We start from the raw sequence: 12,449 nt of genomic DNA, 5'->3' as shown, positions 1-12,449 counted from the left end.
TATTCGTCAGCGGTGCCAAGCATCTCCGACCTTGGTGTCGGGTTAAGTCGGGTATGCAGGAAAAACGCGCGCACGTTGAAATGTCATTCAATCCTTGTAGTCCAACTAGGCTGGTTGGACCCGATTGGAGTGTTTCGAGCGCAGTGACGTCGGGTCGCTGCGTATCGCTGGTGGAGCTGGACGATGCCCGAACTCGATGTAAACGAAGTCACCACGCTGCTCGAACAGCCGGCCCAGCGCCGCCTGCCGTTCGCCTTTGCGCGTCGGCACGGCGTGATCCTGCTGGAGCGTGGCGGCGAGCTGCGCCTTGGCCTGCGCGAGGGCGCCGCGCTGACGGCGGTGCAGGAGGCGCAGCGGGTCGTTGGTATGCGTCTGCCGATGCAATGGCTAGCGCAGGCTGATTTCGATCAGGCGCTTGGTGCCGCCTACCAGCACGATTCCTCGGCGGCGATGTTGATGGTCGAGGGGCTGGGCAACGACCTGGACCTAGCCAGCCTGGCCGACCAGATCCAGGAAACCGAGGATCTGTTGGAGCAGGAGGACGACGCGCCGATCATTCGCCTGATCAACGCCATCCTCGGCGAGGCGATCAACGAGAACGCCTCGGATATCCATATCGAAACCTTCGAGAAGCGCCTGGTGATCCGCTTTCGCGTCGATGGCATCCTCCGTGAAGTGGTGCAGCCCAAGCGCGAGCTGGCGGCGCTGCTGGTGTCGCGGATCAAGGTCATGGCCAAGCTGGACATCGCCGAGAAGCGCATCCCGCAGGACGGGCGCATCTCGCTGCGCGTCGGCGGCCGCGAGGTCGACATCCGTGTCTCCACGCTGCCCTCGGCCAATGGCGAGCGGGTGGTGTTGCGTCTCCTGGACAAGCAGGCCGGTCGCCTGACCCTGCGCCATCTGGGCATGAACGAGCAGGATCGCGACCACCTGGAGCGGGCGGTGAAGAAACCGCACGGCATTATTCTGGTGACCGGCCCCACCGGGTCGGGCAAGACCACCACGCTCTACGCCGCGCTGACCACGTTGAATGACCGCACGCGCAACATCCTCACCGTCGAGGACCCCATCGAGTACCACCTCGAAGGCATCGGCCAGACCCAGGTCAACACCAAGGTCGACATGACCTTTGCCCGCGGCTTGCGTGCGATTCTGCGCCAGGACCCGGACGTGGTGATGGTCGGCGAGATCCGCGACCAGGAAACCGCCGACATGGCCGTGCAGGCCTCGCTCACCGGTCACCTGGTGCTCTCCACGCTGCACACCAACAGCGCCATCGGCGCCGTCACGCGCCTGGTGGACATGGGCGTCGAGCCGTTCCTGATCTCCTCCTCGCTGCTCGCCGTACTGGCCCAGCGCCTCGTGCGGGTGTTGTGCTATGACTGCAAGCGCGCCTACGTTGCCGATGCCGCCGAGTGCGAGCTGCTCGGGGCCAGCCTGGCCGAGGCGCCGACGCTGTATCACGCCGAAGGCTGCGAGCAGTGCCGGGGCCTCGGTTACCGCGGGCGTACCGGCATCTATGAGCTTGTGCTGTTCGACGACGCCCTGCGCACCATGGTGCACACCCGCGCCAGCGAGCAGGACATGCTGCGCCATGCCCGTGAGCTGGGCCCGAGCATCCGCGAGGACGGGCTGCGCAAGGTGCGCGAGGGGGTGACCACCATCGAGGAAGTGCTGAGGGTGACGCGTGAGGAGTGAGGGGATGAGGTTGATTCCGACGCGCCCGCAGAGGCATCCGCAGCCTGACCGACATCGCATGGTGGTGCCATTCGCGGCTGCTCCCTCGGCTGTCCGGTGTCTGTGTAGCGGCGCTCTCGACCGCGGATCGCCCCTGTTGGAGACCGCCTGATGGCTGCCTTCGAATACCTTGCCCTCGACCCGCGTGGCCGTGAGCAGAAGGGCCTGATCGAAGCCGACAGCCCGCGTCAGGCGCGCCAGTTGCTGCGCGAGAAGCAGTGGGCGCCGCTGGAGGTGAAGCAGGCCAAGTCCAAAGAAGACGTCAGCCGTGGCGGCCTGAGTTTCGGCCGCGGCCTGTCGGCGCGCGATCTGGCATTGGTCACCCGGCAGCTGGCGACGCTGGTGCAGGCTGCGCTGCCTATCGAGGAAGCCCTGCGCGCGGCAGCGGCACAGTCCACCTCGGCGAAGATCAAATCGATGCTGCTGGCCGTGCGTGCGCGGGTGATGGAAGGCCACAGCCTGGCTGCGGCCCTGCGCGAATATCCGTCGGCGTTTCCCGAGCTCTACCGCGCCACCGTGGCGGCGGGGGAGCATGCCGGCCATCTCGGGCTGGTGCTCGATCAGCTCGCCGACTACACCGATCAGCGTCAGCAATCGCGGCAGAAGATCCAGCTGGCGCTGCTCTATCCGGTGATCCTGATGGTCGCCTCGCTGGCCATCGTCGTGCTCCTGCTCGGCTACGTGGTGCCAGACGTGGTCAAGGTGTTCGTCAACACCGGCCAGGAATTGCCGGCGTTGACCCGCGGCTTGATCGCTACCAGCGACGTGGTGAAGAACTGGGGCTGGCTGATCGTGCTCGGCCTCGTCGGCGCGTTCCTGGCCATGCGTGCGGCCCTGCGCGACCCGGCGCTGCGCCTGCGCTGGCATGCGTTCATCCTGCGGATACCGCTGATCGGTCGGCTGAGCCGGGCGACCAACACGGCGCGCTTCGCCTCCACCCTGGCGATCCTGACGCGCAGCGGCGTGCCCCTGGTGGAAGCGCTGTCTATCGCCGCTGCGGTGATCGCCAACCTGCGCATCCGCGAGCGGGTGGTGGAGGCGGCGCAGAAGGTGCGTGAAGGCAGCAGCCTGACCCGCGCGCTGGACGCCACCGGGGAGTTCCCGCCGATGATGCTGCACATGATCGCCAGCGGGGAGAAATCCGGTGAACTGGATCAGATGCTGGCGCGAACCGCGCGCAATCAGGAGAACGACCTTGCCGCCCAGGTGTCATTGCTGGTCGGCCTGTTCGAGCCGTTCATGCTGGTGTTCATGGGGGCGGTGGTGCTGGTCATCGTGCTGGCCATCCTGATGCCGATCCTCTCTCTCAACCAACTGGTGGGGTAACGACAATGAAGTTGCAACGACGTACGCAAGGGGGCTTCACCCTCATCGAGATCATGGTGGTGGTGGTCATTCTCGGCATCCTCGCCGCGCTGGTGGTGCCGCAGGTGATGAGCCGCCCGGACCAGGCCAAGGTCACCGTGGCCAAGGGCGACATCAAGGCGATCGCCGCGGCGCTGGACATGTACAAGCTGGACAATTTCGCCTATCCGAGCACCCAGCAGGGCCTGGATGCGCTGGTGAAGAAGCCTTCCGGCAACCCGCAGCCGAAGAACTGGAACCGCGACGGCTATCTCAAGCGCCTGCCCAAGGACCCTTGGGGCAACGACTATCAGTACCTGTCGCCAGGCACCCAGGGCCAGTTCGACCTCTATTCCTTCGGCGCCGACGGCAAGCCGGGCGGCAGCGATCTAAACGCCGACATCGGTAACTGGGACCTGTAATCGATGCGGCAACGCGCCCGCGCCTTCACGCTGATCGAACTGCTGGTGGTGATCGTCCTGCTGGGCATTCTGGTCAGCGTGGCGGTGCTCAGCGTCGGAGGCTCGAGCACCTCGCGCGAGCTGCGTGACGAGGCGCGCCGCCTGGCCGCGCTGATCGGCGTGCTCAGCGACGAGGCGGTGCTCGACAGCCGGGAGTACGGCCTGCTGGTCAACAGCGAGGGCTATCGCGTACTGCGCTATGACGAGGCAGCGACGCGCTGGCTGGAAGTCGAGCGACGCAAGGTGCACAAGGTGCCGGAGTGGATGCGCCTGGACCTTGAGCTGGACGGCACGCCGCTGGAACTGGTGGCCCCGACCCAGCGCGAGGACGACCGTGCCGGGCTGTCGAGCAAAGGTGAGCGAACCGAACGTCGTGCGCCGCGGCTGGAGCCGCAGTTGCTGATTCTTTCCAGCGGCGAGCTGTCGCCGTTCAGCCTGCGCCTGTCCGAACGCAAGCCGCGCGGCGGTGGCTGGCTGGTCACCAGCGACGGCTTCCGTCTGCCTGAGGCGCAAGTCATCGAGGACAGGCGATGAGCAGGCGCCTGGCCAGGGCCGGCCGCGGTTTCACCCTGCTGGAAGTGCTGGTGGCACTGGCGATCTTCGCCAGCGTGTCGGCCGTGGTGCTCACTGCGGCCGGGCGTAGCCTGACCAACGCCGGGCGGCTGGAGGAACTGACCCTGGCCGGCTGGATCGCCGACAACCGCATCAGCGAACTGCAGTTGCAGCAAACCCCGCCTGCCATCGGCCGCGAAACCCAGGCGCTGGAGTACGGCAGCCGCCAGTGGCAAACGCTCAGCGAAATCGAGGCCAGCGCCGATCCGGGCCTGCTGCGGGTGACCGTCTGGGTTGCGCTGCAGACATCGCGTGGCCGCAGCGATCCGGTACCCGAGCGCGCGGTCACCAGCCTCACCGGATTCATCGGTGTCGGCCCGGGAGCCGCGCGCCAATGAATGCTCACGCGCGCACCAGCGCCGGTTTCACCCTGCTCGAGCTGTTGATTGCCATTGCCCTGTTCGCGCTGCTTGGCCTCGGCACCTATCGCATGCTCGAAGCGGTGCTGCAAAGCGATGAGGCGGTGCGTGCCCAGGAGCTGCAGCTGCGCGAGCTGAGCCGCGCGGTGTGGGCCTTCGAACGTGACCTGCAGCAGGTGGTCGGGCGGCCGATCCGTGATGAGTTCGGCGACGAGCGCAATGCCTTCATCGGTCAGCTCGATGGCGAAGACGGCGCGCCGGTGCTGGAGCTGACCCGTGCCGGCTGGCGCAATCCCACCGGGCTGCGTCGCGCCAATCTGCAGCGGGTGCGCTGGCGCCTGGCTGGCGACAAGCTCGAGCGCGTCTACTGGGTGGTGCTGGACCGTGACCTCGACAGCGAGCCGCGCGTGCAGCGGGTACTGGAAGACGTGCAGGGCCTGCAGTTGCGCTACCTGGACGAGGAGGCGGTGTGGCACGAGGAGTGGCCGCCGTTCGATTTCGGTCGCGGCAGCCCGGAGAACGCCGCCGAGCGCCTGCCGATCGCCCTGGAATTGAATATCGAGCACGCCCGCTACGGCCGTATCACCCGTCTGCTGCGCCTGCCCGACGCCGTCGAGCAGACGATGCAGCAGGCATTGCCCGGCGCCGAAGGCGTGCCCGAGCCGTTCGAAGGGGAGCTGCCGCAATGAGGTGCCAGCGCGGCGTTGCCCTGATTACCGTGCTGCTGGTGGTGGCCATCGTCACCGTGGTCAGCGCGGCGATGGTCGCGCGCCAGCAGCTCAGCATTCGTGCCAGCAGCAACCAGCTGCAGGCACGCCAGGCCTGGCATTACGCGCTGGGCGGCGAAGCGCTGGCGCAGGCCATGCTCGCTCGCGATCTGCGGGCTGGCGCGACGGGCGAGACAGGCGCCAATGGTGAGGCCGCGGCCGTCGATCATTTGCTCGAGCCCTGGGCGCAGCCGCTGCCGGCGTTCGAGATCGATCAGGGCGAGATCCTCGTGCGTATCGAGGATCTCGCAGGACGCTTCAACCTCAACGACCTGCTGCGCGACCAGCAGCCCAACCCCGCCGCGGTTCAGCAGTTCCGCCGGCTGCTGCTGCGTCTGCAGATCAGCGCGCCCTATGCCGAGCGCCTGCTCGACTGGATCGATCCCGACCAGCAGCCGAGCGGTGAGCTGGGTGCCGAAGACAACGCCTATCTCGGCCTCGATACGCCCTATCGCAGCGCCGGTCGCCGGCTCCACGACCTGTCCGAGCTGCGCCTGCTGCTGGACATGCGCGAAGAGGATTTCCAGCGCCTGGCGCCCTATGTCGTCGCGTTGCCGCCCAACGTGCCGCTGAACGTCAACACGGCGAGCGCGATGGTGCTTTCCAGCCTGAGCGACAACATCAGCCTTGGCGCGGCCGAGTCGCTGGTCGAGCTGCGCCGCGCCGCGCCGTTTCGCAACAGCGCGGCGTTCCTCGCGCAGCCGGCGCTGGCCGGGACTACGCTGCAGGGCACTGCGCTGGCGGTTGGCAGTCAATTCTTCCAGGCCACCAGTGAAGTGCGCCTGGGCGACCGCCGGCTGGCGCTGGTCAGCCTGTTGCAACGTGAGCAGGACGGCAGCGTCCGCGTGCTCGCGCGAAATCTCGGTCAGCCTGCCCGGCAGACCCTCCCATCCGACGGAGAACGCTAGACCATGGATTGCCTGTTTCTGCCCGCCGACAGTCCGGCCCGGCTCGATGCCGAGACCCGCGTCTACTGGCTGCCAAAGGACGAACCCGGCCGCTGGCAGCCACTGGGCGAATGCGCCGCAGGCAATGGCGCGATCAGCCTGATCCTGCCGGCGGAAGTCTGCAGCTTTTTCGCCGTCACCCTGCCGACGCGCAAGGCGCGCTGGATGCAGCAGGCGCTGGCCTACGCCGCCGAGGAACTGCTGGCGGAAAACGTCGACGATCTGCATCTGGCCCTCGGCGAAGCACTGCCGGACGGCCGCCTGCGGGTCGTAGCGATCCGCCGCCAGCTTCTGGATGACTGGCTTGGCCAGTTGCGCGAGCTGGGCCTGCTGATCGTGGCGATTCATGTCGACGCCGATCTGCTGCCGCGGGACGGCACGCAGCTGTTGTTCATCGGTGAGCGTGGCCTGCTCGGCGGCGTCGGCGAAACGCGCTTGGCCTTCGCCACCGAGGATTGGCCGCAGCTGTCCGGCCTCTGCCCGGCGCCCTGGCATGCGCAGGGCAGCGAAAGCGAGCCGCCGCTGGCGCTCGACGACTACCGGCAGGTGGACGATCCCTATGCGCTTCTCGGTTCGCAGCGCGCGGCAGCGATCAACCTTGCCCAGGGTGACTTCGCCGTGGAGGTTGGCAATACCGGCCTCGGTTACTGGAAACCGCTATTCGCCGTGGCCGGCCTGATCCTGCTGGTGCAGCTGGGCTTCAACCTGAGTCAGGCCTGGTATTTCCAGCGCCAGGGCGATGCCTACGCCGAGGCCAGTCTGGCGCTGTATCGCGAGCTGTTTCCCGAAGACATCCGCATCGTCAACATGCGCGCGCAGTTCGATGATCATCTGGCCCGCGGCAGCGGTGGCCAGACGGGCTTTCTGCGCCTGCTCGACCACGCCGCCGCGGCACTGGAGGACGGCATTCCGGTGACCATCGGCCAGCTCGACTACAACCAGGATCGCGGCGATCTGGCGCTGCAGGTGCAGGCCATGGACTTTCCCACGCTGGAAACATTGCGCCAACGCCTGGGTGACACCGGTCAGAGCGTGCAGCTGGGCTCGGCCAGTCGAGAAGGCGATGGCGTCAGCGCGCGCGTGGTGATCGGAGGCTGATGATGAATCTCAAGCAACAACTGGCCGTGCGCCTCGCCGATTCGCCGCTGTGGCAGCGCTGGCAGCGTCTGGCGCCCCGTGAGCGCACCTCGCTGAGCCTGCTCGGCGCCTTTCTGCTCGCCGTGCTGTTCTATCTCTGGCTGTGGCTGCCGGCGCAACGCCAGGCCGCCGACGCTCGCGAGTATTACCAGGCGCAGCGCGAACTGCATGCCTACATGGAGCAGAACACCGATCTGGCGCGCCAGATGGAGCGCAGCAACCAGGTCGAGCTGGCGCCGGAGCAGCTGCAGGGGGTGATCACCGAAAGCGCGCAGCAGGGCAACCTGCGAATCGAGAGCTTCGACAATGGCAGCGACGGCAGCGTGCAGGTGAGCCTGCCGGGGGCATCGTACGCGTTGCTGTTGCGCTGGTTCGATACCCTGCAGGGGCAGGGCGTGAGCATTGCTGACGTCAGCCTGGAGCGCGCCGGTGAAGGGCTGGTGAATGCGCGGGTGAGCTTTCGCGCGGGGAGTTGATGGCGCCCTGATCCATCGCCGGGCCTGTGCGAGGCACAGACCCGGCGGCGCGGGCTTTCAGTGTGGCGAGTTGAACTGCATCGCCAGGGCGCGCAAGGCGGCTTCAGCGGCGAGTACCTTGGCAATCGCGTCGTTGGCCTTCTCGCGGGTGATACCCAGGCGATCGAACAGCTGCTGCGGCACCTCGGTATCCGGCCCGCTGCCGATGCCACGGTTGCGCAGCATGCGTACCGCCAGGCAGACCAGGTTCGGATAGGCCGCATCTTCGCCGTCATAGCCGGGGTCGTTCTGGAAACGCAAGGCGGCCGCCAGTTCCTCGGGCATGCCCCACAGACGCATCAGCCAGGCACCGATCTGCTCGCGGGTGATACCCAGCAGATGCTGCTCGACGTGACTGTGCGACAGGTGCGGGTTGGCTTCCAGGTGCCGGCAGATCAGCGAAAAATGCGGTGGAAAGACGTGCGCCAGTACCAGATAGCCGAAGTTGTGCAGCAGCCCGGCGAGGTAGCTCAGGCCGGGTTCCGGGCGCTGTTCGCGGGGAATCGCACGGGTCAGTCCCTCGATGACCGCGGCTGTATAGATCGCCTGTTGCCAGTAGGGCGTGGCGTCCTGCGGCTTGTCGTCCGGCAGGCTGATGGTCTTGCCCAGCGCTAGACCGAGGGCCAGGTTGATCACCAGGTCGAAGCCGAGCACGCGAACGATGGCGTCTTCCACCGAGCGGATGCGCCCGGGAGCGGCGTAGTAGGGCGAGGCCGCCCAGCTGATAACCTGCGCCGCCAATGCCGGGTCGGTTTCCACCACGCCGGTGATGTCGTCGACCGTGGCGTCGGGGTTGACCCGCAGCTTGATGATCTTCTGCGCCGTATGCGGCAGCGGCGGAATCTCGATGGTTTCTTCCAGACGTTTCTGGATGCGTCGCGCGGTGAAACTCTGCACCGCCTGACTGATCTCGGCGCGGTCGTCGTCCGGGCGGTCCAGGTTCGGCCGGATGCTGCTCAGCGGTACGGCGAAGCTACCGGCCGTGGCCTTGCTCAGCAGACGCTTGAAGTCGCCACTGCTGACCTCCACCAGCAGGCCAGGCTGGCCGGATTCAACCAATAGCCGTGGCTGCTGCATCAGGCACTCTTCGTACAGGCAGGGCGAGCTGGTCAGTGGCGGCAGGCCGGGCAGGCGGCTCAACTCGTGCTTGGCCAGCATGCGCGCCAGCCGCTCCGGCTTGACCGCGGCCAGCTCGCGGCCGGTGAGTTCGGCCAGGCGTGCAAGGTCGAGCAGATGATCCTGCGGGAAGAGCACCAGCATCGCGCCGATGCTGTCGTCCAGCAGCACCGCCTGCACCCGCTGCGCAGCGGGAATGTTGGGGCGATCGCGCTGGATCTGGTAACTCACACCGAGGTCTTTCAACAGCTTGGTGATCAGGAGGGGCAGTTCGGAGCAGCTTTCGGTGTCGACAGCAGAATTCATGAGCGGACCCGTTGTAGTGACCTGCCGGAGTATAGCGAAGCCGTCAGCCACGGATGATGTGGCGACGGATGGTTGTCATACCTGGCCGTATTCCTGGCCATGACGCAGCCAACGCTCGAGCAGCGGGCTGACGTGCTGCGGCCAGCGCGCCAGCAATTCCTGGGCGGCATCGCGCACCGCCGGGAGCAGCTCGGCATCGCGCATCAGATCGGCGACCTTGAACTGCAAGAGGCCGGTCTGTCGGGTGCCGAGCATCTCGCCGGGGCCGCGCAGTTCCAGGTCTTTCTCGGCGATCAGGAAGCCGTCACAGGTCTCGCGCATGATCGCCAGCCGTTCGCGGCCGAGCTGCGACAGCGGCGGATGGTACAGCAGCACGCAATGACTTGCCGCACTGCCACGGCCGACCCGCCCGCGCAGCTGGTGCAGCTGGGCCAGGCCCAGGCGCTCCGGGTTTTCGATGATCATCAGGCTGGCGTTGGGCACGTCGACGCCCACTTCGATGACGGTGGTGGCGACCAGCAGTTGCAGCTCGCCACGCTTGAACTGCTCCATCACCGCGGCTTTCTCGGCCGGTTTCATGCGCCCGTGGATCAGCCCGACGCGCAGCCCGACCAGCGCCGCCGAGAGGTCTTCGAAGGTGGTTTCCGCGGCTTGGCAGGTGAGCTCTTCGGATTCCTCGATCAGGGTGCACACCCAGTACGCCTGGCGCCCCTCGTTGCAGGCGATGCGCACCCGCTCGATCACCTCCAGGCGCCGGCTATCGGCGATTACCAGGGTGTTCACCGGCGTACGCCCTGGCGGCAGTTCGTCGAGGATCGAGGTATCGAGATCGGCGTAGGCACTCATCGCCAGGGTGCGAGGGATTGGCGTGGCGGTCATGATCAGCTGGTGCGGGCAGAGTCGACCGTCGATGCCTTTCTGGCGCAGGGCCAGGCGCTGCTGCACGCCGAAGCGGTGCTGCTCGTCGATGATCACCAGCGCCAGGCGCCTGAAGACCACCTCGTCCTGAAACAGCGCGTGAGTGCCGACCACCATCGGGCAGCCGCCGGCGATCTGCTCCAGCGCGGCGGCGCGGGCCTTGCCCTTGAGCTTGCCGGCCAGCCAGGCGACCTCGATGCCGAGCGGTTCGAGCCACTTGCTGAAGTTGAGAAAGTGCTGCTCGGCGAGGATCTCGGTCGGCGCCATCAGCGCCACCTGGTAGCCGGCTTCCAGCGCCTGCAGGGCGGCGAGGGCGGCGACCACCGTCTTGCCGGCGCCAACATCACCCTGCACCAGACGCAGCATGGGCTCGTCCTGGGCCAGGTCATAGGCGATCTCGGCACCGACACGCTGCTGCGCGCCGGTGGGCGCGAAACCGAGGTTGGCGAGAAAGCGCTGCGGCAGCTTCTGCGCCGGCGGCAGCGCCGGCGCCTGCTGCGCGCGCACCCGCTCGCGCAGGCGCTGCAGCGACAGCTGATGGGTCAGCAGTTCCTCGAAGGCCAGGCGGTGCTGGGCCCAGTGGCGGCCTTCGGCGAGTTCTTCCAGATTGGCGTCGGCCGGCGGACGGTGCAGGTAGCGCAGGGCCTGATCCAGCGGGCCGAGCCGATAATCACGGGCCAGCTCGGCGGGCAGCCAGTCCGGCAGGCTGTGCGGGCCGAGGCGGCTTAGAGCCTGCTCGCTGAGGTTGCGCAGGCGCTGCTGGGTCAGGCCTTCGGTGGTTGGGTAGATCGGGGTCAGAGTCTGCTCGACAGGCGCCGGCTCGCCGGTCAGTGCGCGGTATTCCGGATGGTAGATCTCCAGCCCCGAGGCCCCGGGCCGCGCTTCGCCGTAACAGCGCAGCTGGGTGCCGCGCTTCATGGCTTCCTTCTGCGCCTGGCTGAAGTGATAGAAGCGCAGACTCAGGGTGCCGCTGCCGTCCTGCAGGCGTACCAGCAGGCTGCGGCGGCGGCCCATGACGATATCAGCGCCGGACACCACGCCTTCGATCACCGCGTCCTGCCCCGGGCGCAGGGCACCGATGGGCACCACGCGGGTGCGGTCCTGGTAACGCAGCGGCAGGTGGAAGAGCACGTCCTGCAGGGTTTCCAGGCCGACCCTGGCGAGCTTCTCGGCCAGTGCGGCGCCGACGCCCTTGAGTGCGGTGACCGGAACGGTCGCCAGTTCGCTCATGGCCTCAGGCTTTCGACGATGGCGGCTTGCCTACCGAACACAGGCGGATCGAGTCAGCGAGGATCTCGATGGCCTTGGGCCGCGGAAAGCTGGCGCGCCAGGCGATCGCCACGGTGCGGAACGGCACCGGCGGCGTCAGCGGGCGGGTCTCCAGCACACCGGGGGAGTAGTGGTGGCTCTCCACCGCCGACAGCGGCAGGATCGACACGCCCAGGCCCGAGGCGACCATGTGGCGGATGGTTTCCAGCGAGCTGGATTCCACCGTGGTGTGGCTCGGTGCCTCGCCCTTGCGGGTGGTCGGACAGGCTTCGAGCACCTGATCGCGGAAGCAGTGGCCTTCACCGAGCAGCAGCAGGCTCTTGTCGTTGAGCATCTCGGCGTCGATGGTTTCCTTTGCCGTCCACGGATGGTCGGCCGGCATCAGTACGTAGAACGGCTCGTCGTAGAGCGGCTTGGTCAGCACGTCGGCTTCCTGGAACGGCAGCGCGACGATGATCGCGTCCAGTTCGCCGGTGCGCAGCTTGTCGCGCAGGATGTGGGTGAAGTTCTCTTCGATGTACAGCGGCATGTCCGGCGCCACACGATGCAGCTGCGGAATCAGGTGCGGGAACATGTAAGGGCCGACGGTGTAGATGGCGCCGACCTTCAGCGGTGCGGCCAGCTGATTCTTGCCGACCTGGGCCAGCTCGCGAATGCTCTGTGCCTGCTCCAGCACCTTCTGCGCCTGGGTGACGATGCCTTCGCCGACGGGGGTCAGGCGCACTGCGCTTTTGGTCCGCTCGAAGATCAGCACACCGAGCTCGTCCTCGAGCTTCTTCACACCGACCGAAAGGGTCGGCTGACTGACGTGGCAGCGTTCAGCGGCGCGGCCGAAGTGCTGTTCCTGGGCAAGGGTCACGATGTAGCGCAATTCGGTCAGAGTCATAGTCAGCATCCATCAATGTGCCGGCAAGCATAGCCTTTTGCGCAGCGCAGAACCAACCGGTCGGCCAGGCTTCGA

12 protein-coding genes are annotated in these 12,449 nt (G+C 67.0%); 9 read left to right on the top strand and 3 right to left on the bottom strand.

Annotated elements, in window-relative coordinates; translation table 11 throughout:
• Positions 1–183: 183 nt before the first annotated feature.
• The 9 genes from gspE (at position 184) to LW136_RS21645 (ending at position 7,840) form a co-directional block, all read left to right on the top strand.
• Positions 184–1,698 carry a type II secretion system ATPase GspE gene (gspE, locus tag LW136_RS21685; RefSeq protein WP_234174154.1) on the top strand — a complete coding sequence of 505 codons (1,515 nt, stop codon included), beginning with the start codon at positions 184–186 and terminating at the stop codon, positions 1,696–1,698.
• A 150-nt stretch (positions 1,699–1,848) separates the two neighbouring features.
• Complete coding sequence (xcpS, locus tag LW136_RS21680) at positions 1,849–3,063, top strand: GspF family T2SS innner membrane protein variant XcpS (protein WP_234174153.1); 1,215 nt, start codon at positions 1,849–1,851, stop codon at positions 3,061–3,063.
• A gap of 5 nt (positions 3,064–3,068) precedes the next feature.
• Complete coding sequence (gene gspG / locus LW136_RS21675; protein WP_003284145.1) at positions 3,069–3,503, top strand: type II secretion system major pseudopilin GspG; 435 nt, start codon at positions 3,069–3,071, stop codon at positions 3,501–3,503.
• 3 nt (positions 3,504–3,506) lie between these two features.
• Positions 3,507–4,076, top strand: coding sequence for a type II secretion system minor pseudopilin GspH (gene gspH, locus LW136_RS21670; protein WP_179485213.1), 570 nt, complete (start codon positions 3,507–3,509; stop codon positions 4,074–4,076).
• A complete protein-coding gene (gene gspI, locus LW136_RS21665; RefSeq protein ID WP_101276926.1) occupies positions 4,073–4,492 on the top strand; it encodes a type II secretion system minor pseudopilin GspI in 420 nt (139 codons plus the stop codon). The genes gspH and gspI overlap by 4 nt, the downstream gene beginning before the upstream one ends.
• On the top strand, positions 4,489–5,202 hold the full coding sequence (gspJ, locus tag LW136_RS21660) for a type II secretion system minor pseudopilin GspJ (RefSeq protein WP_125860850.1): 714 nt from the start codon (positions 4,489–4,491) through the stop codon (positions 5,200–5,202). Before gspI ends, gspJ begins: the two co-directional genes overlap by 4 nt.
• Positions 5,199–6,188 (top strand): type II secretion system minor pseudopilin GspK, encoded by a 990-nt coding sequence (gspK, locus tag LW136_RS21655; protein WP_234174152.1) that lies wholly within the window; start codon positions 5,199–5,201, stop codon positions 6,186–6,188. The genes gspJ and gspK overlap by 4 nt, the downstream gene beginning before the upstream one ends.
• Positions 6,189–6,191: 3 nt before the next feature.
• Entirely contained in the window at positions 6,192–7,325 is a 1,134-nt protein-coding gene (gene gspL, locus LW136_RS21650) for a type II secretion system protein GspL (RefSeq protein WP_234174151.1), read from the top strand.
• On the top strand, positions 7,325–7,840 hold the full coding sequence (locus LW136_RS21645) for a type II secretion system protein M (protein ID WP_046618123.1): 516 nt from the start codon (positions 7,325–7,327) through the stop codon (positions 7,838–7,840). The genes gspL and LW136_RS21645 overlap by 1 nt, the downstream gene beginning before the upstream one ends.
• Positions 7,841–7,897: 57 nt before the next feature.
• Here LW136_RS21645 and LW136_RS21640 read toward each other — a convergent pair whose 3' ends face one another.
• The 3 genes from LW136_RS21640 to LW136_RS21630 all read right to left on the bottom strand — a co-directional run bounded on the left by LW136_RS21640 (position 7,898) and on the right by LW136_RS21630 (position 12,374).
• Positions 7,898–9,301, bottom strand: coding sequence for an aminoacyl-tRNA deacylase and HDOD domain-containing protein (locus LW136_RS21640; RefSeq protein ID WP_042922894.1), 1,404 nt, complete (start codon positions 9,299–9,301; stop codon positions 7,898–7,900).
• Positions 9,302–9,376: 75 nt separating this feature from the next.
• Positions 9,377–11,449: an ATP-dependent DNA helicase RecG gene (gene recG / locus LW136_RS21635; RefSeq protein WP_023445568.1), complete on the bottom strand. Its 2,073-nt coding sequence runs from the start codon at positions 11,447–11,449 to the stop codon at positions 9,377–9,379.
• 4 nt (positions 11,450–11,453) lie between these two features.
• Positions 11,454–12,374, bottom strand: a complete 921-nt coding sequence (locus tag LW136_RS21630) for a hydrogen peroxide-inducible genes activator (RefSeq protein ID WP_234174150.1) — start codon at positions 12,372–12,374, stop codon at positions 11,454–11,456.
• Positions 12,375–12,449 lie beyond the last annotated feature (75 nt).

The organism is Stutzerimonas kunmingensis, assembly GCF_021432085.1.
In the GTDB taxonomy this organism is placed as follows: Bacteria; Pseudomonadota; Gammaproteobacteria; order Pseudomonadales; family Pseudomonadaceae; genus Stutzerimonas.
This window is presented reverse-complemented; position numbering and strand designations above follow the sequence as displayed.

Bases quoted from the DNA above. Each gene is read 5' to 3' on its own strand.
- gspH (WP_179485213.1), top strand. From the start codon at position 3,507: ATGCGGCAACGCGCCCGCGCCTTCACGCTGATCGAACTGCTGGTGGTG.
- LW136_RS21640 (WP_042922894.1), bottom strand. From the start codon at position 9,301: ATGAATTCTGCTGTCGACACCGAAAGCTGCTCCGAACTGCCCCTCCTG.
- xcpS (WP_234174153.1), top strand. From the start codon at position 1,849: ATGGCTGCCTTCGAATACCTTGCCCTCGACCCGCGTGGCCGTGAGCAG.
- gspK (WP_234174152.1), top strand. From the start codon at position 5,199: ATGAGGTGCCAGCGCGGCGTTGCCCTGATTACCGTGCTGCTGGTGGTG.
- LW136_RS21630 (WP_234174150.1), bottom strand. From the start codon at position 12,374: ATGACTCTGACCGAATTGCGCTACATCGTGACCCTTGCCCAGGAACAG.
- gspJ (WP_125860850.1), top strand. From the start codon at position 4,489: ATGAATGCTCACGCGCGCACCAGCGCCGGTTTCACCCTGCTCGAGCTG.
- gspI (WP_101276926.1), top strand. From the start codon at position 4,073: ATGAGCAGGCGCCTGGCCAGGGCCGGCCGCGGTTTCACCCTGCTGGAA.
- gspL (WP_234174151.1), top strand. From the start codon at position 6,192: ATGGATTGCCTGTTTCTGCCCGCCGACAGTCCGGCCCGGCTCGATGCC.
- gspG (WP_003284145.1), top strand. From the start codon at position 3,069: ATGAAGTTGCAACGACGTACGCAAGGGGGCTTCACCCTCATCGAGATC.
- recG (WP_023445568.1), bottom strand. From the start codon at position 11,449: ATGAGCGAACTGGCGACCGTTCCGGTCACCGCACTCAAGGGCGTCGGC.
- LW136_RS21645 (WP_046618123.1), top strand. From the start codon at position 7,325: ATGATGAATCTCAAGCAACAACTGGCCGTGCGCCTCGCCGATTCGCCG.
- gspE (WP_234174154.1), top strand. From the start codon at position 184: ATGCCCGAACTCGATGTAAACGAAGTCACCACGCTGCTCGAACAGCCG.